This window comes from Cardiobacteriaceae bacterium TAE3-ERU3 (assembly GCA_019218315.1).
Classification (GTDB): domain Bacteria; phylum Pseudomonadota; class Gammaproteobacteria; order Cardiobacteriales; family Cardiobacteriaceae; genus JAHUUI01.
This window is the reverse complement of record JAHUUI010000001.1, coordinates 449,515-472,734: the sequence shown is the minus strand read 5'-3', so window position 1 is coordinate 472,734 and position 23,220 is coordinate 449,515. Positions and strand designations below refer to the sequence as shown.

Genomic DNA, 23,220 nt, shown 5'->3' with positions numbered 1-23,220 from the left:
CAAGTTGTTTGCTTGGTGGGGCTTTTTGATTGATGGATTAGGCGTACATATAGCCCAAGCCAAGGAAGACCAAAATCGTCACGACTGCACCAATCACCGCGTACGGAAATTGGCTGAAGGCGTGCGCCATTGGCGAGCACCCAGAGCCTTTGGCTGCGAGCAGCGATGAGTCACTGAAGAAGCAGGCATGGCTACCGAATGCTGAGGCTGAGAGTAGAGCACCCGCAACCAATGGTAAATGCGTGCCGAGTTCGTGCGCGATTGGTACGACCAACGGGATCGAAATCACGAATACGCCCCAGCTTGAGCCGGTTGAGAATACGATCAACGCCATTGATGCGAAAATGATCGCAGGGAAGGTGACGTTGTTCATATACGGAATCAAGCTGTTGACGACGTACTCAGTCATGCCGAGCTGGTCATTGATGTTCTTGATGAAGAAGCCGGCAATGACCGCAGCGAGTGGATAGAGCATGATCTTGAAACCATCAAATATCGCCTCAACCTGCTCTTCAAAGCCGAGCAAGCCTTGCACGTAGAACAATACAACGGTAACCGCACAAGTAAGGATAACGCCTTGCAGCAAATCAATATCGTAGTACACCGTTGATGCGACCAGTAGCACCATTGGGAAAACGAAGTTGAACATATTGACGCGGAAGCTGACCTTGCGGCGTGCACGCGTATCAGCACTCAAGCCTTCACCAATGCTTTCCGGTGGTACTGGCTGACCGGCTTTTGCACGTGCTTCGGCTTTTTTCATGGGGCCGTAATCACCGACTACACCTATGATGACCAGAAATACCAGCAGCAAACACACCCACGCATACGCCATAAACGGGATCGACTGGATGTAGAGCAGCATGCCGTGATCTTTTTCAGCCATGCCGTTTTCTTCGAGCAGACCAGAGAAGTACACCGCCCATGTTGAGATTGGCACGATGATACACATCGGCGCAGCGGTAGAATCGACGATGTAAGCAAGCTTCTCGCGCGAGACGTGGTAATGGTCAGTGAGCTTTTTCACGGAAGACGATACTGCAAGGCAGTTGAGGTAGTCGTCGATGAATACCGCAACGCCGATAAAGAACGTTGCAATCATTGACTGACGGCGGCTTTTGATCAAATTCTGCATCCAGCCGCTGAATCCATCGAGGCAGCCGCTGATTTCAAGTAGGCGGATAAAGCCACCCATCAAGCCGCATACCAGCACCACCCACACGATGGTCTCATTGCCGACAATGCTGGAAATATTTTCTGCAAAGGGTGAAATCAGGTTGCCCGGATCGAGCATGACCAATCCGGCTACGCCACCGGCAATCATAGATTCAAATGGCCGCCTTGAAATAATTGCGGTAATGATGACGAGCAGGGTTGGCAGCAGGGAATACCAGCCCCAGTCGCTGCCCGGTTCGTGGTGCGTTGATAGCCAGGAAAAGCCGACATATACGCCGATACACAGCAGTAAACCGGCAAACATACGCCGCCGCTGATATTTAGCGCCTACGGCATCGCTGATGGTGGTCGTCATAAGGTAGTCTCCTCTGTAAGCTGTATTGCTTTGGGGGTGTTATGCCGCAAAAAGCGGCGGTATTGTTAGCCTCAAGATCATCAAAAAGAGTGCTCAATCTGTTGTATTGATTGAGCTGTTGTTGTGGTTAATACAAATGACGACAAGATGTGCGGGCACAGGCTTACCAGCCAAGCCGGTCACGCAAGCCGTACCACCATGAGCCGACCACTGAGTACGGTACACGGAACGCCCGTCCTCCGGGGAACGGTATCCACGGTATTGCCGCAAAGCGGTCAAACTCATCGCGTTTGCCGTCGATGGCATCGGCTAGAATTTGTCCAAATAAATGTGATCCAGTCACGCCGTGGCCACTGTAGCCGTGGGCATAGAGCATACGTTCGTGCAATGCGCCCATTTGCGGCACACGCGAGAACGACAGGGCAAAGTTGCCACTCCACGCGTAGTCAATTTTGGCATCAGCCAGTTCGGGGAAAATTTTGAGCATATTAGGGCGGATTTTGGCGACGATGTCGGATGGATCTTGCCCACCGTATACCGTGCCGCCACCGAACAGCATGCGCTTGTCAGCAGACAGGCGGTAATAATCGAGAATATAGCGCACGTCCTCTACGCAAACATCGCTTGGCAACAATGCTTCACCAAGTTCGCCCAGTGGTTCAGTGGCGATAATCTGCGTTGATACCGGCATGACGCGGTCAGTCAGCTCAGGAACAACTTTATTGAGATAAGCGTTACCGCAAATCAGTACACGCTCACATTTAACGCTACCTTCTTCGGTGTGCACCAGCACATGGTCAGCAAATGGCTCAACCTTCACTACCAGCGTTTCTTCGTAAATCTTGCCGCCAAGCTTTTCGATTGCTGCTGCTTCGCCAAGGGCAAGGTTCAGCGGATGAATGTGGCCGCCGGAATGGTCGATCATGCCGCCTGCGTATGCGTCGGTCTTGACATACTCACGGATGGCATCCTTATCGAGCATCTCATGATCATGCATGCCGTGGCTTTCCCACAGTGCTTTTTTCTCTTGTAGCGCCTTCATTTGCCCCTGATTAAACGCGGCAAAAATGTTCTTTTCCTTGAGATCACAGTCGATACTGTGGTCAGCAATCAAGCGGCGAATGATCTTGTTGCCGCGCGTGACCAACCCGCCGACGAAATTGGCGGTATCCTGACCATAGCGCTTCTTGATCACATCGAGGCTGGCATTCAGTCCATTGACGATTTGCCCGCCATTGCGCCCTGATGCGCCCCAGCCAATGCGCGCGCCTTCCAGCAAGGTCACTTGATGGCCGCGCTCGGCTAAATGCAGGCCGGCGGATAAGCCACTAAAGCCGCCGCCAATGATGCATATTTCGCTCTCGACCGCGCTTTGTAGTTTTGGTCGCTCAGGCGCTGCATTGCGGCTCGCTGCATAATAACTACCTGGGTATTGGCCAGTTGGGCAATAGTGTTCAATGTTGTGCTTTGGCTCGCTCATCAGGCGTCCTCCAAATAAGTATCGTATTCAAATTGGCTGATCTGGTGGCTGAAATGGGTCATTTCCTGACGCTTGACCGCAGCGTACAGATCTACCAGTAGCGGTGAGAAAATATCGCGCGCGACATCGCTGTATTCGAACGCATCCGCGGCGGCCTGCCACGTCGTCGGTAAATAGGCGACTTCATCGTCATCATAAGCGCAGCCGTCAACTGCGAGTGGTGGCTCAGATTTGTGACGCAAGCCACGTAGCATGCCGCCAAGCACGGCGGCACAGACCAGATACGGGTTGGCATCTGCGCCAGCTACGCGGTGCTCAATACGCCGTGCTTTCGGGCTGCCACCGGGGATGCGCACAGCCGTAGTGCGGTTTTCATAGCCCCAAGTTGCGGCAATTGGTGCATGTGTGCCCGGCATCAGGCGGCGATAGGAATTGAAATGTGGCGCAAACACCAGCATGCAATCGTCCATGCTGTCGATCAGCCCTGCGACTGCGTGGCGCAAAGCATCAGTGCCTTCATCGCTGCCATCATCAAAGATATTATTGCCGTCTTTATCAAGCACGCTGCAATGAATATGGAAGCCACTGCCCGACTGCTCGGCAAATGGTTTGGCCATAAAGGTCGCCGTAAAGCCGTGGCGCTTTGCCGCTGCTTTGACGATGTATTTGAACAGCAGCGCATCATCAGCTGCTTTGAGTGGATCATCGCAATGCAGCAAGTTGATTTCAAATTGCCCGCAGCCATTCTCGGCAATGGCTGAATCAGCGGGAATATCCATCGCTTCGCATTGCGCATAGACTTCATCAAGAAAGCCGTCAAATGCGCATAATTCGCTAATCGACAATACATCCGTCTTGATTAAGCGTTGGCCATTGTGCGGATTAACCGGAGGAATAGGTAATTGATTAGGGTGGCTTTCGACCAGATAAAATTCCAGCTCAGTTGCGATCACAGGGGTAAGCCCCTCGGCGTGAAAGTCCTCGACGATTCGTGCCAATGCCTGGCGCGGATCTGCGCTATACGCGCCGCCTTCCTCACGATACAACCATACCGGCAGCAAGCGTGACGGATGCTGGGTCGCAAGGATTGGCAGTAGGCCGCGGCCAGTTGGTTGGGTGAGGCCATCCGCATCGCCATCTGCCAATGCATTGGCAACTACGTCGCCGCCCCAAATATCGACGCTCAATATTGACAATGGCAAACGCACTTCACCGCCCTGCGCCTTTTCCAACTGCGACATTGCTAACCGCTTGCCGCGCCACACTCCGTTTAAATCGCATGCCGCGACGTATAACGCCGCAGGTTTACGCTCTCTCGTCATGATTGATCCAGTTTAAAATAGTTGACGCACGTTAACATTTGTCACTTATTTATGTCAATATGTCAGTAATCATTAACATTATTTCTGTTTTAATAGGTCATCATATAGATATAGCGAGGAATTTAATGATTGTCTTATTGCGCAGAGGTGAAAAATAAATGACACGCACAGGGCAATATGTTACTTTTTTTACACAAACTAACTAAGCTGAATAACCATGAATCACCAACCCGTCATCGGCATTATTTGCTGTGCCAAGGATATCGAAGGTCAGCCTGGGCAAGCCGTACACAATAAGTACATCGATAGCATCACAGCACAAGGCGGCCTGCCGATCTTATTGCCATCGGCATTGAATGACACGCAGGACTGTCAGCATGTTTTTGGCCTGCTTGATGGCGTATTACTCACCGGCAGCTATAGCAACGTTGCGCCGCACCGCTATGGCGCGACCCACCATGAACCCAAGACCGATTTATCACGCGACAATCTGAGCTTCGCCCTTCTCGAACACTGCATGACGCATGGCAAGCCTTTGTTTGGCGTTTGCCGCGGCATGCAGGAAATCAACGTCTTTTTTGGCGGCACGTTGTATCCTGACTTTCGCACCAATCCCGCTTTTACCGCCTCACACAGCGAGTCTGATCGTATTGGGCAAGGCCATCCCTACGACGACATTCACAGCATCGACATCAATCCCGATGGGCACCTTGCCGATTTTGGGCAAAGCAGTTTCCGCGTTAATTCACTGCATAATCAGGCTGTTCGTGATCTTGCCCCGCCCTTGCGCATTGAGGCAATTGCCGATGATGGGTTGATTGAAGCCATTAGCCATCGCGAACACCCGTTCATCCTCGGTGTGCAATGGCACCCGGAATACCGCAGCATTCACAACCCGCTATCGGTATTCTTGTTCCGTAAATTAATTCAGCACGCCCGGCAAGCATATGAGTGAACCATCAAATATCATTATTGGAAACAAGATCAGCGAGTTGCGCCTTGCAAAAGGCTTCTCTCAGCGTAGGCTTGCACAACTTGCCGGACTGACCAATACCGCGATCAGCTCGATTGAGCACGGCAAAGTCAGCCCGTCAATCAATACCCTTGCAGCCATCCTGAACGAGCTGGATACTGATCTCGCTGATTTTTTTACAAACCTGCATCCGCCAAAAAAAACGCAAGTTGTGGTCAAGCCACATGAGCTGGTTAACATCGGTGATGAACAAGTCGCCTTCCGCCTTGTGCATAACCACCAGCCTAACCGTCGCCTCGGCTTCATGCTTGAGGAATACCAACCACATACGCAGACAGAAGAGCAAATTAGCCACGAAGGCGAAGAAGCAGGCACGGTCATCAGTGGGAAAATCACCATTCGCCTCGGCACAGACACCTATCACCTTGAAGCTGGCGACAGCTACGTTATCGATACCTCTATTCCGCACACCTTTATCAACGACCACGATGGCATTTGCCGCATCATCAGCGCCCATACCCCGACAACCTATTGAAGTTGGTTAGGCTGGCTACATAAATGTATTTGGTTAAAAGCCCGGATTCTAGCGCTTGGCTTTTTTCATCAAGGCCAGATTATGTTTCGCGTCCTCATCGCCTTGTGCGGCAGCGAGTTTGAACCATTTTTTCGCACGGTTATCGTTGCGCGATACGCCCACACCCTGCAAATAGCAGCAGCCAAGATTGTATTGCGCACCGGCATGGCCTTGTTCAGCAGCTTTTTCAAAATACTCGCAAGCCTTGGCTTCATCCTTGTCAACGCCCTCGCCGTGCAGATAAAGATTGCCGAGGTTACACAGTGCATCGGCATCATTTTGTGCCGCGGCTTTGCCGTACCATTCGTAGGCTTTGCCGTAATCCTGCTCAATACCGTCGCCGTGGTAATAAAGCCAGCCAAGGCTATTTTGTGCGTCCGCATGCCCTTGCTGCGCAGCTTGTTCGTAATAATCTCGTGCTTTACTGCTGTCGCGCTCGACGCTTTCACCGTTGTCATAAAGTAGTGCAAGGTTGAATTGTGCATCAGGATGACCTTGTTCAGCGGCAAGTTCGTACCACTTGCGTGCTTCACTTAGGTCACCGGTTTCATCGTAAATAACAGCAAGATTGTATTGCGCATCAGGATGGCCATTTTGTGCCGCCTGTTCGTAGTATTGCCGTGCATTGGCTGCATCGGGGGCAGTGCCCCAGCCGTGTTCGTGCAATAGTGCGAGGCAGTATTGTGCGTGTGCGATGTTTTGCTCGGCAGCCTGCATCCAATACTGCTTTGCCAAAGCAAAGTCTTGCTTCACGCCCGCACCTTGTGCGTACAGTGAACCAAGATTGCACTGCGCCTGTGCATTGCCTTGTTCAGCCAGTGGTTGCCATAGGTCGTATGCTGCTGCGTAGTCGTCTTTCTGGTAAAACTGCGAGGCTTGCTCAAGGCGGGCTTTGGTGTTGTCTGAATCGTTGTTCATGGTTATACCTGATGAAAATGAATGCGCACAGCATAGCAAAACGGCTCCCATTGCGTGGAAGCTGTTTTGTTATCTTATAGTTCGCCCGATATGCCAAGGTTGTTTGCTGCATTGGTGATGCACCAAAATCCTTGCCGGAGGCGGTATGATCAATGAGGGTTGTACGGATTGGCGGCCTGACCATTAGTAAGTATTTTTCACAGAGCTGAAGGTGCATTTATATGACGCATGAAATTAGACTACGCCAAATCCTGATGCCAAGATCATTGAACCTATGAACAAATATCGCCCTTGAAAATGCTTGCTGTGACAGGCATCTTGCTGCTGTTATCAGGGGCAGTTGGCAGTCGTGTGTTTTCCAATATGTGGCTGCTGCTCACCGATTCGACAAACTATATTCCCGGCAACAGTAGTATTTTCACTTTCGAGCCGACTCAGATTGATAGCGGTTCTGGCGGGTATTGGCGTTACGGCGAGGATCACCGCAACTACTATTATTTTTCCGAACAAGCTGCTGACACCTATCTCTATACGCCGAAAGACAAAGCGTGCGCCGGACTGAACCGCTTTGATTATTTGACGTGGTGCGAGCCAGTAGAGATGCAGCGGCAATCCATACGATAAAGGCTGCACATGGCAGCCTTTTTATTACTTAACTCTTATTTGATATTGATGACAAAGTCATCGGTCGGGCGGCGGACTTTTTTCATCGGCTTCATCCAGTCTTTTTCCTCATCAGCGTAGCCGACGTAAAGCAACGAGACGCTTTTTAAGCCGTGTTCGCCGAGCTTGAGGATGTCGTCGAGTTTGGCGTTGTCAAAGCCTTCAGCGGGTGTGGTGTCGACTTTGAGTTCGGCGGCTTGTGCCAATGCTAACCCTAGCGCAATGTAGGTTTGCCGGGCGGCATGTTCAAAGTTTTCTTCTGCCGTTCGGTTGAGGTAAATGCCTTTGATCATGTCGGTATAGCTGCTGAAGCGGCCACGCGGCAGGTTGCGTTCGTCGGTGGTGTAGTCGAACATCGTGTCAATGCGCTCTGCGGTGTAATCGTCCCATGCCGCAAAAACTAATACATGCGAGCAATCGCGCATACATTCGGGGTTAAGCGCGATTTTGCTGAGCTGTTCCTTGATGTCCTGATTTTCCAGCACGATAACTTTGAACGGCTGCAGGCCCGAAGAAGTGGGCGCAAGACGTGCGGCTTCAACGATTTTGTCGATGTCGGCTTGTGCGACTTTCTTGTTCGGCAGATAGGCTTTGACCGCATGCCGCCAGTTGAGGTTGTCGATAAGGTTAGCCATGTCATTTCCTGTTTTATATTTCGTCATGTGATGGGGATGTGATGGCAGGACTCAATGCAGCGCACTGTCCTGATGGTTCTGGGTTTGTTGTTTTTTCTTTTTGCGGGTGAATAGCCAGTACATACTGGCTGTATATACCAGCGCAAATATAATGCTACCGACGATGTTTTTTAGCGGTGAGCTATTGCCGGTAGAGAAAAAATATTGCAGTACAGTGAAGATGGCTGTGCTAATCACAATACCAATGACAATACCAACTATAAAACGCTTTTTCTCTTGGCTGTTCATGATTATTCCTGCTGTTTGCGGACGGATTTTTATTGTAGGACGATACGGAGAATATGACTTTACGAATTGGGTGGGTGAGTGATCAGGCTTCGTCGGATCTAAGTCGCCAGTAGGCTTTGACGTGATTATTCTTGCCGCTTAATAGCCGTTGATTACGCAGGTGATGGCGAATAGCTTTGGCGGATTCGCTTTCCAGTGCGCCCCATGCACAATCAATAGTCGTCAAACTTTTGATTGCAGCAATAGTACGCTCGCCTTGTTGTTCAGGCGAGCAGGTGATACGGATGGCGTTACTACCGGCCGGGAAGCTTTCGTCAGTAAAGTAACCTTGCTCACTATCGGCTGTGCTCAGGATGATGATGTGTGGTGGCGAAGCGTTTTGCCAGTGGTCAAGGATGCCTGCAAGTGCCGGATAAGCGGTTTCATCAGCAATCAGCAGGGCTTTTCCTTGGTGTAAATGAGCATGTTTATCGGCAGTTTCTGCTTGGCTATGGATAATGTCGCCAGCTTTAAGGCCGCGTGCCCAATTACTACCGGGCGTATCACCGTGCAGGAAAACGTCGATGCTGCCACGGTCGGCAAAAGTCGCACCGTCATCGCTACGCCATGCGTTGCGTAGGGTGTAATAGCGTGCGCCTTTGTTCATACTGCGCAGGATTTGATTACGCCGCTGGCTGGAAAGGTGCTTCATCAGCCACAGCAGGCCTCGGTTAAAGAGTCGAGCAGTCCAGTTGTTTGCGGTTTCCTGCACGGGTTGGTCGGGCTGCTTTGCGAGGGTTTTCAATGCGAACCAGTAAGCGTAGCCGGGGCTGTTCTCGGGTAAGGGGGCGGGGCTTTCGATATGGATGCGCAGCATGTTTGGGGTGATGTGTTCGCTGCTGATAACGGTAAAGAACTGCTTTCGATTGTCGAAGCTTTTGCCCTGTTTACTCATTGCGAGATAGGCGAGGTAGAGAATTTGCTCTTCGAGCTCACCTTTAATCTGAAAGGGAATGAAGGTTTCTATGTTATCGGGCTGTACACGGATAAGTATGCCTTCATTGTACATATCGACAATGGTGGCGCTAGTGGCATTTGGATAGTCACTAAATGATTGGGTGAGTGTGAGCAGTTCTTCGGGATGATCCTGATTGACGTGTTCGATAATATCGAGCTTCTGATCCTGATCTGTGATTGGTGTGTACTGAGTCATAGATTTCCCAATGGGATAAACATATTAAATGAGAACTAATTTCAAATATTATGCTATGAAAAGCTTGATGTTAAATCAATGATTGGATGACAGAATGGGAAAATATTTCCAGTCAATATTGGGAAATTTTGTGTCTTATTAAAAGGCCACCGCAGGAAAGCGGTGGCCTAAGTATAGTCACGAGATAAGATCAGTGCTCGTGGTGTTCGTTGACGAATGACAATGTTGTGGTATAGCTGACTTTATCCGCTTTTTCTTGTTCATCAGCTGGCGGATCGACTTTATAGCTGGCGGCAATGACGTTTAACCCTTGATTGCGTACCGCTAGATTTGCTTTGCCTTGAGCATCAGTGGTTGCGACCACGGTTTCGCTGTCGCCGACATAATCGGCAATAATTTTTGCATCAGCAACGGGTTTGCCATGATGATAAACAATCACATCAATATTGTCGCCAAGCTTACTGTGCATCACGTCACTTTGTGGCAGGATGACTAGCGGCAGTTCTTGCAATGCTTCAATAGTAGGTAAGTCTCCGTGGTCAGTGATACCAAAAGCAATCTTGACGGAGTGGCTTGCAGACTGAGCACCTTCTACTTCATTTTTTGGCTGATTGTGCCATTTGCCGTTGCTGTCTTTCGTCCAAAAGCCATTGTCCATAATGACAGCTACGCTAGTAAACGCATCATCTGCATTGAAGCCGGCATTTTTTTCCCGTTTATCCAACTTAATATCTACCGGCTGACCATGTTCGTCGAATGTTTGTACGAAAGTAATCTTTTCTGGGTCATAGGATTCATCACTTGCGCCATGGCCGTAAACGATAGTTGGTGCATCAACGCGTTCGGCAACCCATGCGCCGTGACCAAAAGCCAGTGGTGTGGCGATAGCAAGCAAAGCAGCTGCAAAAAGTTTGTGATTTAGCATAAGAATCTCCCTAAAAATGAAGACTAAATGTTATAACGTAACATTTAGTAAGGCAATCTAATTTTATTACTGTTTGGAAAGTCATCTATCTTTTAATAAAAATTGATATTAATTGTCATTAATGATACAATTTTTGTCATAAATGATACTTATTATCTTTGATGTTTACACTGAAATAACTACTCGGCATCAGGTGAGGCGGTATTTGGTTTGGTAAAGAAATTACGGGTTAATACTTTGTATTATCGTTAATATTTGATTTTCTTTTAGATTTTGGAGAAAGACATTGAACAAAAATATTTTATGCCGCTGCGTGATATTGGCTGTGACGGGATCGGTCGTTACGGCACAAGCACAGGAGCAATCTCAACCAGTTTTTGGATTGGCACAACAACCCGCAGAGCTTCAGCCAATTACTATCATCGGTAATACGATTAATGATATTGACGATACTCTACCAAATGTAGATGTGGTTAACTTGAATGTTTTGCGTAATCCTAGTGTGAACAATTTGCGCGACGCAGTTAAGAAGAATCCAGCGGTAGAAATTAATTCCTCTGGTAATGGTAGTGCAGATCAACTACGTATTCGTGGATTTGGCGAGAACTATACGGAGCTGACACTTGATGGTCAAAAAATGCCAGAATATTTTGCGTTTGGACCCTATACCTCCGGAGGTCGTAATTTTGTTGAGACTGATACTCTCAAACAGATTGATATTGTTAAAGGCCTACATTCACCTAAGCAAAATAGTGGTGCTCTTGCTGGATCAGTGAATATGCAAACCTATGATCCTAGTGATCTTGTTGATGCAGATGCTCCTTTTTTTGCTTCACTAAAAACTGGCTACACAAGCAAAGATAAAGGAGCAAGTGCAACAGCAATGGTTGCTGCAGCTCAAGGTAATCTTAGTGGACTGGTTGCATATACTCGTCGTCATAGCCATGAAACTAAAAATATGGGTAATGACGTAGATAAGACACTACACGACAAGCAGGATATTGATCAGCAGAATATTCTTGCCAAAGGTGAACTAGCCGTAGAAAATGGCAGCATCATCCTTACTGGTGAGTATTTCGATCACAAGCAGCAAGTTATCCCACGATATAATCCACAAGCAAAAGCGCATACGGATCCAACGAAACGTAAACGTTTTAAGGCTGAAGGTAATTTCACCAACGTTTGGGGATTGGATAAAGCTAGTGTACAAGCCTCTGTTAATAACTACAGCCAAACAACAGAAACTTATGGCACCAGCCATTTCAAACAAAATAATCTCAACGTACAATTTGATGGTGTAAAGCAGCTTGATTTTGGCAGCATGCAGCATAAATTTTTATTCGGTGCTGCTTATGACAATGATGAATTTGATTATAGGCTTGACAGTAAGTATGGCAGCATTCGCTATATGCCAGTTACTCAGCGTGACACCTTCACTCTTTACGCTAAAGATCAGATGACCTTTGCCAATGGTTTGAGCGTTTCTCCTGGTATTCGTATCGCACATCAGCGCCTAAGCTCAGATGTTGATCAGGCTTATCGAGTTAACCCAGCTTTAGTCGCACAAGATGGCTATATTCCAAATGGCAACACAACTGTTGTGACGCCTAGCATTAATGTCGTTATGCCGATCAATGACAACAGTAATATTTTCGCTTCATACTCGCGTGGTGCGCGTCTTGCTGATGCGAGTAATATCGGTAGCTTTGACCATGGTTTTGGCTTTATTCTGCCTAACCCAGATCTCAAAACTGAAAAATCCAACAACTATGAAATCGGCTTCAGCTATGCAGTGCCAGATCAGCTTGAATTCAAAGTGACCGGATTCTACAGCCAATTCCGTGATTTTATCGATTTTGAACGCGATGGTACTTTTGGTGTGACCAGCAAAGGTGTACCAAAAAGCGTATTACGCCCATTCAACGTTAATGAAGCTAAAACCTATGGGGCAGAACTTGAAGCAGGTTACGCCATTAATCAGCAGCTTTATGCACATGCCGCTGTTGCATGGATGCGCGGTCGCATTGGCAACGAAGCTTCACATGGTGTAACCCTGAGTCAGGCCTACCCGAGTAAAGCCATTTTTGGCCTGAGCTACAATCAGGATAATAAATGGGGTGGAAACATTGACTGGACGCTGGCTGGCAAGGGACAAAAACCAAGCAAGGAAACACAATTCCGCACGCCTGGCTTCGGTGTAATTGATGCAACTGGTTGGTGGCAGCCTATTGATAACCTGACCATTACTGCCGGTGTATATAATATTACTAACAAGAAGTACTGGCTCAGTTCAGATGTTAATGGCTTGCCCAGTGTTTCTCGTAGTGGTAAGCCAATTAATCTTGACAATTACACCCAGCCAGGACGTAATTTCGCTATTAATTTACGCTATGATTTCTAATCTATCCTGACCAGAAATTAAAGGACCGCGCCACTATTGGCGCGGTTTTTTTATGGCTTCAAAGCATTACCTAGTGTGTCCAATGTGCGTTGCATTGTGCTGAGGCCGCCTATGGCGAGTGAGGCGTCTTTGCCGTCAAGGAAAATGATGCGTTTATTTTTGGCCGCCGGTGTTTGCGCGACCAGCTCGTTATCAAACAGTGTCTCGGCATTGCTGCCTGATGCCTGCCCGATGGCTTGGTCTCGGTCGATGACAATCAGCCAGTCGGGCTGTTTGGCAGCGAGATATTCAAAACTGATCGGTTCGATGTCGGTGATGCGGCTTTGTGGTTTGTCGTCGATCAGGTCAAGATCGAGTTCCTGCACCAGCCAGCCGATCAGTGAGTCTTTGCCAAGCAGCGAAATAATGCGGCCACTGGTCAGTATGATTAGCCCGCTTCCGCTGTTTTGTGCGGCAGCTTTGGCTGCATCGCGGCTGGCTTCGAGGCTGGCGATAAGATTTTCAGCTTCGGTTTGCTTGCCGTATAGGGCGGCGAGTTGGCGGGCGCGGGTGATGCCGTTTTGGTAAATATGTTCACCGCCGTTAGCGCCAAGTGATAGATCAATGGTGGGTGCGAGTTCGCGCAAGGTGTCGTATTGTTTACGCGAGCGTTCTCCGACGATGACCAGCTTCGGTTGCAGTGTGGCGACGGCTTCGAGATCTGCTTCAAAGATGCTGCCGACAGGGGCAGGATTGCCGGGTATATCTTGCTCGCGGTAAGTATTTTGCGGCACACCGTCGATGGGTACGCCGAGCGCGAGCAATGTATCCAGCGCACCAAGATTATAGACAACCAATGGATGTGGTGCATCGGGTAGATCGACCGTTCCACGTGCGGTATCGATCTCCATCGCCTGTGCAGTGAGTATGCACAGGCCAATTGATGATAATAATGCCAGTTTACGAAAATAATTCATGTTCAGAAATCCACCTCAGAAATCCGCACGGATGCCAACACCAAATTCGCGCGGTGCGACAATATCGGCTGTTTTTAAGCTCTGGCCACGGCCGGGGGCGAAAATGGCTGTTGGCGACTGGTCATTGAACAGATTATTGACGTAGGTGAATACCTTGATGTTGTCGTGCGGTTGCCAGTCGAGTTTGGCGTTGACCACGGTGTATGGGGCGATTTTGTAACCTTCTGTATTGAGGTCGTCGCTGTAGTAGCTGCCAGTGCGTTTCAGGTTACCTGAGAGTTGCCATTGGTCGTTAATTTTCCACTGTGCGCCGAGGCCGAAGGTGTAGCTCGGTGCAAGCTCGAATGATTTGCCCTGATAATCGGCAACGGTATTGCTGAAGCGGTTGATTTTGGTCTTGAGTACGCCGAGGTTGGCATTGAGGTTGAGGCGCTCGTTGACCGCATAATCAGCGGCCAATTCACTGCCCCATGCAGTGGCGCGTTCGGCATTGACGGTGAAGGTGTCGGCGTTTAAACCGCTGTTTCCAGGGTTGGGTAGTGGGATGCGCACAAAGCGCTGTGCGTCTTTGTAGTCGCTGTAAAACAGGTTGGCATTGAGGTGCAAGCGGTTGTCGAGTAGGCTGGCACGGCTGAACAGCTCGTAGTTCCACACTTGCTCGGGCTTGAACGGAATGAATTTACGCTGGGTAAAGCTGAAGCTGACGCCGCCAGGGTTGTAGCCTTTGTTGACCATGACGCCGGCGTTGAATTGGTCATTGAATTGGTAGTTGGCGACGAATTTAGGCAGCAGTGCGTGGAAGCTGCCATCGTAGTTTAGGTGCATACCGGGAGCCAGTCCGCTGCTGCCGCTACGCTGGAAGCTGTCTTGTTGCCAACGCAAACCGCCGGTCAGGGCGAGTTGGTCAGTGACCTGATAGGTGAGTTCTCCATACACGCCACTGCTGCGTTTTTCGTCATCAAAGATATGCTTGAGGATGGTGCCGGGTTGCCGCCCGAAGGTTGACAGGGATTCTTCTGCATCAGTGCGGCGCAGGTACAGTCCACCAACGCCACTGAGGCTTTTGTCGTCACTTGAGAAAGTCAGGCGAGTTTCGTTGCTAATGTCATGCTGGTCGATATTTGCACCGCCGTTATCCATGGGGTTGGTGATGCGTCGAACGTTAAGTTTGCTGGCCTGTAGCTGGTTGTGCAAGGTGACGTTTGGGCTGAAATCGTAGCTCAGATCGGCAATCGCGGCATTGCTGTTGATTTTCCAGCTGACCTCGGTATTCCGGTCGTCTTGCAGCGCGCTGAAGGGTTCGCTGACGACTTCGGCCTGTGGACCGGTCGAGTCGCGGTGGTTCAAGGTCAGCTTGGCTTCGAGTTCTGGGATGGCGCTTGGCAGGTAGAGAAACTTGACCCGTGCATTTTTTGCCTGAAGATCAGTGCTGGCGTCGCCGGGGTTGAAGTCGGGGTTGATGAAGTGGCGGAAGGTATCACGGTCGTAGTAGTCGAGTGCGATGCGCGCAGCAAGGTTGTCGTCAATTAGTGCACCAGATGCGGCGAGTGAGGCACGCTTTTTGTCACGGCTGCCGTAGATCAGCTGCCCGCTGGCTTCGGGGGTGAAGGTCGGGTCTTTGCTGTTGACCACAATGGCACCGGCGATGCTGTTTGCGCCCTGGCTGGTGGTTTGCGGACCGCGGAAGGCTTCGACGCGTTCGACATCCCACAGGTTATTGACGCCAAAGCTGAGATCGTTAAAGCTCAGTGGTTGACCGTCAATGTTGATGGTCGCACGTGGTACGGTGCCACTAAAAAAGGCGGTGGCGCGTTCGTTTGGCCCTTGTGTTGCCTGGCCACGAATGATGGGTGCGCCAACCGTCATGGGTTGGGCGATATTGGGCAGGTTGGCAATGGTTTCTTTGATCGTTTGCTGGTGCGGGTTGTTGGCAATTTTCTCGTCGCTGATGATGGCGACCGAGCTGGCAGTATTGAATAGGTTGCGCTCGATGCGCTCACCGGTGACGGTGATGGCGTCAAGTGCAACCGGTTGGATGCTTTGCGCTTGTGCGGCGTTGGCGAGCAAGAGTGCGATGGTGCAGTAGAGGGTCTTTTGTTTCATGATTGTCTCCGGTTGGTGTCGCGCAAGAGCGGCATAAGTTGGTCAAAAAAGCGTTGTAGGGAATCATCACCACCGCCGGGCAGAGCAATAAAGCCGTCTATTGCGCCTGCATCTTGCCAGCGGCGAATTTCGGCGCAGGCATCGGCCGCCGTGCCGACGATGACCCAATGCGCGGAATGAATGACTTCGGGGTGGATGAGCAGCTCGCCAAGCGTTGGTGATTCACGGCAAATAAGGCGGCGTAGTAGGTTAGTGTGGGTGCGGCTGCGCGTTGTAGTTGTCGCTGGTGGCAAGTCTTTCTCGGTGAGGCGGGTGTCATCAGTGCAGTGGCTGAAATCAGCACCAAGTAAAGTGTTGAGTGCGCAGAGGCGCTGCTCGCGGCTGATGTGGCTGTTCGCCTGTTCGTAAAGTGCTTGTGCGGCATCGCGGGTTTCACCGAGAAACAGATAAATGCCGGGTAAGACGCGCACGGCATCTGCATCACGCCCTTGTGCTGTGGCACGTTGTTGCAGGTCGTGCTTGAGATTGAGTGCGCTGTCGAGATTTGGTGTGGCGGCAAAGATGGCATCAGCAGTGGCGGCGGCAAAATCGCGCCCGTCGTCTGATGCACCCGCCTGAAACAGCTTGGCCTGACCGTGCGGGTGCATTGGTACATTGAGCACGCCACAGCAATCAGGATGCTCAACGGTGTGCAAGCCATCTTCATCATGGCTTGCCCACAGTGCTTTGACCAATGCGGTGACTTCGTGGGCACGCGCGTAACGGCTTTGGCTATCGGGCATGGCATCGAGTCCGAACAGAGCGGCACCGTCAAGCGAGGTGACGATGTTCCAGCCGGCACGACCGTCACTTAGCCATTGCAGGGTTTGTACTTGCCGCGCAATCAGGTAAGGCGGCACAAACGTAGTCGAGATGGTTGTGATCAGCGTGATGCGTTTGGTGTGCGTCGCGATGGCGGCGAGCAGCAAGGTTGGGTCGAGGCTGCCGTGTTTGGGGGCGTGACTGTGCGAATCGGGGCTGAGATAAAGGCTGTCCGGCTTGAATATAAAATCAATGCCCGCGGCTTCGGCGCGTTGCGCAACATCGATATACAGCGCAATGTCGTAGTGCAGGTATGGATCGTGCTGTGGCGTGAGCCATGTTGGGGATAAGCTGAACCCGATATTCACATTCGTTTTTCGTATAAAAATTGAATGCGAAAGATTAGCGTTTTTTATTGTTCGCTCATGCGACTATCGGGCATTTTTTGCTGCAATTATCGGGCGTTTTGTCGCCACTGTTGTGGCGTGACGCCGTGATGCTTTTTGAAGGTGGCGCTGAAGTGGCCGGGTTGGTAGCCGCACAAGGCGGCAACAATATTGATGCTCAAATCCGGTCGCTCGCCGAGCAGTAATTCAGCGGCTTGCAGGCGGGTGCGGGTGAGGTAGGTATTGATGGTGTGACCGGTGCGGCGTTTGAAGCCAGCTTTGAGGTCGCAGGTGTTGATGCCGCAGCGTTGTGCAAGCTTGGCAATGGTCAGGTGCTGATCGTATTCATTGTGGATGATGTCGATGACGTCGTCGATGCGCGGGTCGTGCTTGCTGCTTGAGAGGCGTAGTTCAAGACAGTCGGCAAGCCAGTCCAGCGCGGCAGATTCCATGCGCAGGCGGCTGGTGAGCTGTACGGCTGGTGGTTGCTTGAGCATGTGCCATGCACGTTCGCGCAGGCGCTGCGGTACGGTGATACGCTCGATGATACCGCGTTCGCGGCGCAGGCGTTGTAGCCAGTTAGGTAAGGTGGCCTGTTCGGCAAGGCTGTCGAGGTAGTCAGGTGAGAATTGCAAAGCGATGTAGTGCTGTGGCTGGCCGGTGGCGTAATTGATTGCGCCGTCAAAGGCATAACCACTGGTGATATTCATTTGCCGGTGATAAAGGTGCTTGAGGGCAAGGCTGTCGCTGTCGGCATTACTGAACGCAAAGCACAAGCCAATGTAGCCCGTATCGGCAAATGGCGGATGCCATACCGGAGCGTGGCTGGTGAAAGATTGGCGCATAAGGCTAAAGCCATCGCGAAAATGGTGCTGCTCGATAGCGCTTTGCACTTCGGGGCGGGTGCAGGTGTGAATCGAGCAAACCGCAGATGATACGGTTTGCTGCCAGTCTTCATGATTCAGCGTAATCGGGGTTGGTGGCATAGTATTGATTGTGAATAGGTGTCATTATCAATGCGTCACCTTAATATTAACATGAGCAATATCTAGCGTGCCCATTTACAAGCTATTCAGTAAGCGCTGGTAGGCTTCGGATTGATCGAGTAGCTCAGCCACGGCTTCCTGTAGCGCTTCTATTTCATCTGCCTCAATTCGGAAGCTGGTAGACATACTTTGAACTTTGTCACGCAGTGGCGATGGCTTGAGGTCAGCAAGGTTCAAGCGAATGAAATACACATCGACCGGAAGATTGTTGCTTTCGCTGGCGAGATAGCGCTCGAACTGACGCACGGTTTCATGTGAGTAGCGGTCGATGGTATTGTCGATCGCCTTTTCTATTACTGTAGTAATAGAGGGTATTTTCGCAGTTTTATCGGCGCTGTAATCGATGTCTCGCGCTGCATCAACGCTGATAAAAACCAGCTTTTCATGGTGATCAACCGCAATGGGTAGCGCTTCGCTTTGATCGCTTAGATGTGATAAATCGAGCAGGGTACGCAAGCCGAGGTTGTCACTCAGCCCACCATCAACCAGGTGCAGATACGGGCGCTTGTTGCGATCGGAGAAAGCGTCGCGAACAGCGGCAAGGTCAGTCGGTTCACTGACCGATTCAGCACTTTTTTCAGCACCTGCGATCAGCTTGGATGGCCGGTAATTGCAGTTGCCAGCGTTGTTGTTGATGGTGATTGGGGTAAAGATAACCGGTACAGCACTCGATGCAGCAACTGCGCGTGCGATGGAGTATTTGCCGAGATCAAGGCAGATGATGTCGAAATAATCTTGAATGAAATTGAAGCGATGTCCGGCGGTGAAATCACTGGCTGTAATGATCGACATGGGGCCTTTGCGCTGCTTGAGGATGTCGCCAAAAGTTGCACCGTGGAAAAGGTGTTCGTCAAATTGGCGTGCGAGCAGGTCGCCACGGCCATATTCTGGGGAGGACAGCCAAAATAGATAGTCTGATGAAAACAGCTTATCCAGTACGTTGCCCTGAAAGTCCTGGCGTAGAAATACTTGCTCAAAGCGAGGGAAGGTATCTTCGCCATGCAAGGCATAGTACATAGATATGACAGACCCACCAGAGACGCCAAATGTCAGCCCGACATGGTCGAGTAAATGCCCGCCTTTGCCGTCATCTTGCTCACGCAGTGCTTCAAGCACTTTGTAACCAAAGGTTGCTGCGCGCGAGCCTCCACCAGAAAACATCACGGTGACGAACAATGGATCGTGGCGGTATTTTTCGCTGATCAGGTTGTTGGCGCGATAACCTTCGTTCTGCGCGACATCGCTGATGGTTGCAGCGGGCTCAAAAGGCGTACTTGCGCAGCCATAAAAGACGAGTGCGGCGAGCGTCAAAAGCAGGTGGTGTAATTTCATGGTCTGTTTCTATTGGTAGATAGAAACGCGATTATAACGGACGCTCGATCAATTGGTTTAATCGTTTAAATTCGCTATTAAGCTGTGTCGCTATATTGTATGAAGTAATTTTCTAATACAGCGATCTTTACTGTGAGATCCGCAAAGCGTATTGCTCCGAAGATTGTGTATTTCGTGATGGCATTACCTAGAAGTGTACACACAGCGGCTTGCCGTGATGCTCAATGATATCGACTTCGATGTTGTACAAATTGCTGATTGTGCTTTGGGTAAGGACGTCGCGGGTGTTTCCATTGGCAAATATTTTGCCGTCTTGCATGGCGGTGATGTGGTCAGCGTAGTGGCTGGCATAATTAATGTCGTGTAGGACGATGACAATGGTTTTTCCCCAATCATCAACGGCGGTACGCAGGGTTTGCATCAGCTGGCGCGCGTGGTACATGTCGAGGTTGTTAAGTGGTTCGTCGAGCAGAATGAGGTCGGTGTCTTGTGCAAAGACCATCGCGACCAAGGCACGCTGGCGTTGACCACCAGAGAGTTCATCGATAAAGCGCTGGCGGTAGTCGCTGAGCTGGAAGTAATCGAGCATTTGCGCGACGGTGTCGTGGTCATGCTTTTTCGGGCGGCCTTTGTGGTACGGATAGCGTGCAAACAGCAGTAGGTCGTTAATGGTCAGGCGGCTGAGAAACTGGGTATGCTGCTGCAAGATTGCCATTTTCTGCGCGAGCTTTGCGGTCGGTGTGTCGCGGATGCTCATGTCGTCGATATGTATTTCGCCACTTTGTAAGGTCTCAAGGCGTGCGATGAGGCTGAGCAGGGTCGATTTACCTGCACCGTTTGGGCCAATGATAGCGCTGAGTTGTTTGCTGGGTAAGGTGAGATTGATATCTTGAAGAATAGGTGCCTTGCCGTAGGCGTGATTGAGGTGTTGGACGGTAATCATAGGCGTTTTGCTTTGAGTAACAGAATGATGAATACGACGCCGCCAAGCAGCTCGACTGCCACACTAAGGGTAGCCGCAAAGCCGAGAAGGCGCTCAAAGATGAGTTGTCCGGCAACGAGTACGAGGCCGGCAAGCAGCGCAGCAGCGGGCAACAAAATACGGTGGTAAGGAACGGGGAATAAGCGATAAGTGAGAGCACTGACCAGTAACCCGAAGAACAATACCGGGCCAACAAGTGCAGTAGAGATGGCGACAAGTGCGGCAACGGTCATCATCAGCCCGGTCATGACGCGCTTGTGGTTTATGCCGAGCCCAATAGCGGGGTTGCGCCCAAGCGCGATGATGTCGAGAACGTGGCGATTGTGCCAAATAATGGCTAAGCAAATGATCATGCAAATCGCAGCAACGCCGAGCAGGGTGCTGTCGATGCGATTAAATTGGGCAAACGCCGCACCTTGGAATACTGCATAGTCCTCAGGGCTGAGTACGCGTGAAACAAAGCTGGTCAGGCTGCGGCACAGTACGCCAAAAATCACGCCGATCAGCAGCAGGCGATAGAGTTCACGGTTGAAATAACGCATCAGGACGCCGAACAGCAGCCCGGCGACGCCCATCATTAAGACAACATCGATCAGGAATTGCCAGCGTGCATCGAGCTGGGCATAGCCACTTCCACCAAGCACCGCGACGGCAACAATTTGCAGCAGTAAATACAGCGCATCCAGCCCCATAATCGAAGGAGTGAGGATGCGGTTGGTGGTGAGCGTCTGGAAGACGATGGTGGCAACGGCTATCGCGCTACCTGTAAGCAGTAGAGCGATAATTTTTTGCCCACGAAACGGCAAGATTAAATCCCAACTGCCACGGCTTTGCCAAAAAAGAAAAACAGCAGTACTGATCGCGAGTAGCATAAGGAGAATGAGGAGGCGGTGGGTGTAGCGTGTGGTTGGCATGATTATAGTAAAGGGTTATTCAGTGTCCTGACTGGCTGTATAGGGCGTATGGCCCTGATGCTGCGCGAATGACATTATTGAATTACGCCAGCTTGCTTGGCCGCATCACGGATTTGCTCGATTGATGGGCATACCAGTGGTTCCATGGAGCAGGCTTTATCGAGATTGGCTTGCCCTGCTTCAATGTCTTGAGTGCTGCCTTGACCAGAAAGTTGCATCGATCCGAGCAACATACAGGCAATGGCGTTGTCTACATTACAACCATTGGCTGCCATGCTGTAGGCTTTATCAAGATCTTGCGCTACACCTTGGCCACTCAAGTAAACGCTGGCAAGTACTGCACAGCCATCACCACTGCCGAGTTCGCAGGCTTGCTCGAGATGGCGGTTGGCCTGCTCGATGTCTTGTGCCACACCGCGCCCAAGCTGGTACATGGTACCAACTGCAGCGCATGAATCGGCATTGCCTTTGTCACAGCCTTGGTTGGCGAGCTCGAATCCTTGCTCATAGTTGCCTGTGATCAGGGCTTCATCGGCTTTTTGGAAGCAGTCATTGCCGCTATCGCAGTCGGCTGCAACGGCGGTAATAGCCATGAGGCTGAGTATAGCTATTGAGAAAGTCTGTAGTCGTTTGGCCATTTTTGATTCCTGGGTGGGGTATTTGGGTAATTATGGTAAGTCGCCATATTAAACGATTAATTTTTTTGGCGAATGGGGCGAATCAATAAATACAGAAAGATCACTGCACCAATGACGCCAAAAATGACGCTGACCGGTATTTCATAGGGAAAGCGAATGGTGCGCGCGAGGATGTCACAAATAAGCAACATAACCATACCCGTCCAAGCGACCCACGGCAGAGCATGGCGGATATTGTCACCAACAAAGCGGCGCACAATATTGGGCACAACCAGCCCGATAAAGGGCACCATACCAACGGTGATGACGACCAGTGCTGTCATCACGGCAACCATGGTCATAGAGAGCAACACCAGCTGCCGGTACGGAATGCCGAGTGCGTGACTCATCTGCTCACCCATGCCGACGATAGTCAGGCGGTCGGCAAGTAGATAAAGCATGATTGCAGCCACGCCACCAGCCCATAAAAGCTCGTAACGGCCGCGCAAAATGCCGGAAAAATCACCGTTAAACCAAATTTCCACCACTTGCAGTAAGTCTTTTTCGTAAGCGATAAAAGTGACCAATGCACCGAGGACGCCGCCATAAATCAGCCCGACTAATGGTAGTAGCAATGGGTCAGATGGTGGAATATGGCGTGCCATGCGCAAAAAGACCAACATACTGATGATTGCACCAGCACTACCGATCAGCATTTTGCCCATCACCGGTGCGGACGGGAACAGTAAAATGGCTGCGAGCAAGCCCAGTGCTGCACCTTGTGCAGTACCGGCTGTGGTCGGCTCGACGAAGCGGTTGTGCACCACCATTTGCATCACCAGCCCGGCAACTGCCATTGAAACACCGGTTAATAAAACGGCGAAGCTACGCGGTACACGGCTGACGAGGAAAATTTCCAGCTTATCGGGCTCGAGTAAGTTGCTCAAAGTCAGACTGCTCACGCCAATAAAGAGGCTAATAATGAATAGCACCAGCAGTAGTGCAATGGCGGCAATGGGATGAACTCGATTGGGCATAATTTTGTTGATCAAAGAAAAGGCGCAGCAATAGCTACGCCTTGATCGCTATAGCTTGATCCAAAAAACTCATACGGGCAAAGCTGGTATCCAAATAAGATCACGCATCTTTATGTGTCGTATGAGTCTCTTGGCCTGTTTGTA

21 protein-coding genes are annotated in these 23,220 nt (G+C 50.6%); 4 read left to right on the top strand and 17 right to left on the bottom strand.

The window, feature by feature from the left end; all coding sequences use genetic code 11:
- Window positions 1–37: 37 nt before the first annotated feature.
- From KRX19_02185 to KRX19_02175, 3 genes are all read right to left on the bottom strand, one after another.
- Window positions 38–1,531 carry a sodium:proton antiporter gene (locus KRX19_02185; GenBank protein ID MBV7433821.1) on the bottom strand — a complete coding sequence of 498 codons (1,494 nt, stop codon included), beginning with the start codon at window positions 1,529–1,531 and terminating at the stop codon, window positions 38–40.
- A gap of 163 nt (window positions 1,532–1,694) precedes the next feature.
- On the bottom strand, window positions 1,695–3,011 hold the full coding sequence (locus tag KRX19_02180; protein MBV7433820.1) for an FAD-binding oxidoreductase: 1,317 nt from the start codon (window positions 3,009–3,011) through the stop codon (window positions 1,695–1,697).
- A complete protein-coding gene (locus KRX19_02175; GenBank protein ID MBV7433819.1) occupies window positions 3,011–4,333 on the bottom strand; it encodes a glutamine synthetase family protein in 1,323 nt (440 codons plus the stop codon). The genes KRX19_02180 and KRX19_02175 overlap by 1 nt, the downstream gene beginning before the upstream one ends.
- 217 nt (window positions 4,334–4,550) lie before the next feature.
- Here KRX19_02175 and KRX19_02170 point away from each other — a divergent pair, with 217 nt between their 5' ends.
- A complete protein-coding gene (locus tag KRX19_02170) occupies window positions 4,551–5,288 on the top strand; it encodes a gamma-glutamyl-gamma-aminobutyrate hydrolase family protein (GenBank protein ID MBV7433818.1) in 738 nt (245 codons plus the stop codon).
- Window positions 5,281–5,841 carry an HTH-type transcriptional regulator PuuR gene (gene puuR, locus KRX19_02165; protein MBV7433817.1) on the top strand — a complete coding sequence of 187 codons (561 nt, stop codon included), beginning with the start codon at window positions 5,281–5,283 and terminating at the stop codon, window positions 5,839–5,841. The genes KRX19_02170 and puuR overlap by 8 nt, the downstream gene beginning before the upstream one ends.
- Before the next feature lie 48 nt (window positions 5,842–5,889).
- Here puuR and KRX19_02160 read toward each other — a convergent pair whose 3' ends face one another.
- Window positions 5,890–6,798 (bottom strand): SEL1-like repeat protein, encoded by a 909-nt coding sequence (locus tag KRX19_02160; GenBank protein ID MBV7433816.1) that lies wholly within the window; start codon window positions 6,796–6,798, stop codon window positions 5,890–5,892.
- Between the two features lie 297 nt (window positions 6,799–7,095).
- Here KRX19_02160 and KRX19_02155 point away from each other — a divergent pair, with 297 nt between their 5' ends.
- Window positions 7,096–7,422: a hypothetical protein gene (locus KRX19_02155; GenBank protein MBV7433815.1), complete on the top strand. Its 327-nt coding sequence runs from the start codon at window positions 7,096–7,098 to the stop codon at window positions 7,420–7,422.
- A 35-nt stretch (window positions 7,423–7,457) separates the two neighbouring features.
- Here the strand turns inward: KRX19_02155 and KRX19_02150 are convergent, their stop codons facing one another.
- From KRX19_02150 to KRX19_02135, 4 genes are all read right to left on the bottom strand, one after another.
- A complete protein-coding gene (locus KRX19_02150) occupies window positions 7,458–8,096 on the bottom strand; it encodes a nitroreductase family protein (GenBank protein MBV7433814.1) in 639 nt (212 codons plus the stop codon).
- Window positions 8,097–8,147: 51 nt separating this feature from the next.
- Entirely contained in the window at window positions 8,148–8,384 is a 237-nt protein-coding gene (locus KRX19_02145) for a hypothetical protein (GenBank protein ID MBV7433813.1), read from the bottom strand.
- 82 nt (window positions 8,385–8,466) lie between these two features.
- Window positions 8,467–9,576, bottom strand: coding sequence for an SIP domain-containing protein (locus KRX19_02140; protein MBV7433812.1), 1,110 nt, complete (start codon window positions 9,574–9,576; stop codon window positions 8,467–8,469).
- A gap of 190 nt (window positions 9,577–9,766) precedes the next feature.
- A complete protein-coding gene (locus KRX19_02135; protein MBV7433811.1) occupies window positions 9,767–10,501 on the bottom strand; it encodes a DUF4198 domain-containing protein in 735 nt (244 codons plus the stop codon).
- Window positions 10,502–10,787: 286 nt separating this feature from the next.
- On the opposite strand from KRX19_02135, the gene KRX19_02130 reads away from it, so the two are divergent.
- Window positions 10,788–12,902, top strand: a complete 2,115-nt coding sequence (locus KRX19_02130) for a TonB-dependent receptor (protein MBV7433810.1) — start codon at window positions 10,788–10,790, stop codon at window positions 12,900–12,902.
- Between the two features lie 50 nt (window positions 12,903–12,952).
- Here the strand turns inward: KRX19_02130 and KRX19_02125 are convergent, their stop codons facing one another.
- The 9 genes from KRX19_02125 to KRX19_02085 all read right to left on the bottom strand — a co-directional run bounded on the left by KRX19_02125 (window position 12,953) and on the right by KRX19_02085 (window position 23,076).
- Window positions 12,953–13,858: an ABC transporter substrate-binding protein gene (locus tag KRX19_02125; GenBank protein ID MBV7433809.1), complete on the bottom strand. Its 906-nt coding sequence runs from the start codon at window positions 13,856–13,858 to the stop codon at window positions 12,953–12,955.
- A 15-nt stretch (window positions 13,859–13,873) separates the two neighbouring features.
- Window positions 13,874–15,961, bottom strand: a complete 2,088-nt coding sequence (locus KRX19_02120; GenBank protein ID MBV7433808.1) for a TonB-dependent receptor — start codon at window positions 15,959–15,961, stop codon at window positions 13,874–13,876.
- Complete coding sequence (locus KRX19_02115; protein ID MBV7433807.1) at window positions 15,958–17,130, bottom strand: LLM class flavin-dependent oxidoreductase; 1,173 nt, start codon at window positions 17,128–17,130, stop codon at window positions 15,958–15,960. The genes KRX19_02120 and KRX19_02115 overlap by 4 nt, the downstream gene beginning before the upstream one ends.
- Window positions 17,131–17,216: 86 nt before the next feature.
- Window positions 17,217–18,134, bottom strand: coding sequence for an AraC family transcriptional regulator (locus KRX19_02110; GenBank protein ID MBV7433806.1), 918 nt, complete (start codon window positions 18,132–18,134; stop codon window positions 17,217–17,219).
- Window positions 18,135–18,209: 75 nt separating this feature from the next.
- A complete protein-coding gene (locus KRX19_02105) occupies window positions 18,210–19,526 on the bottom strand; it encodes a patatin-like phospholipase family protein (GenBank protein MBV7433805.1) in 1,317 nt (438 codons plus the stop codon).
- Between the two features lie 187 nt (window positions 19,527–19,713).
- The gene (locus KRX19_02100; GenBank protein MBV7433804.1) at window positions 19,714–20,469 is read right to left on the bottom strand and encodes an ATP-binding cassette domain-containing protein; all 756 of its coding nucleotides are present in this window, start codon (window positions 20,467–20,469) and stop codon (window positions 19,714–19,716) included.
- Window positions 20,466–21,422, bottom strand: coding sequence for an iron chelate uptake ABC transporter family permease subunit (locus KRX19_02095; GenBank protein MBV7433803.1), 957 nt, complete (start codon window positions 21,420–21,422; stop codon window positions 20,466–20,468). Before KRX19_02095 ends, KRX19_02100 begins: the two co-directional genes overlap by 4 nt.
- A 74-nt stretch (window positions 21,423–21,496) precedes the next feature.
- On the bottom strand, window positions 21,497–22,060 hold the full coding sequence (locus KRX19_02090) for a sel1 repeat family protein (protein MBV7433802.1): 564 nt from the start codon (window positions 22,058–22,060) through the stop codon (window positions 21,497–21,499).
- Window positions 22,061–22,116: 56 nt separating this feature from the next.
- Window positions 22,117–23,076: an iron chelate uptake ABC transporter family permease subunit gene (locus KRX19_02085; GenBank protein MBV7433801.1), complete on the bottom strand. Its 960-nt coding sequence runs from the start codon at window positions 23,074–23,076 to the stop codon at window positions 22,117–22,119.
- Between the last annotated feature and the right edge of the window lie 144 nt (window positions 23,077–23,220).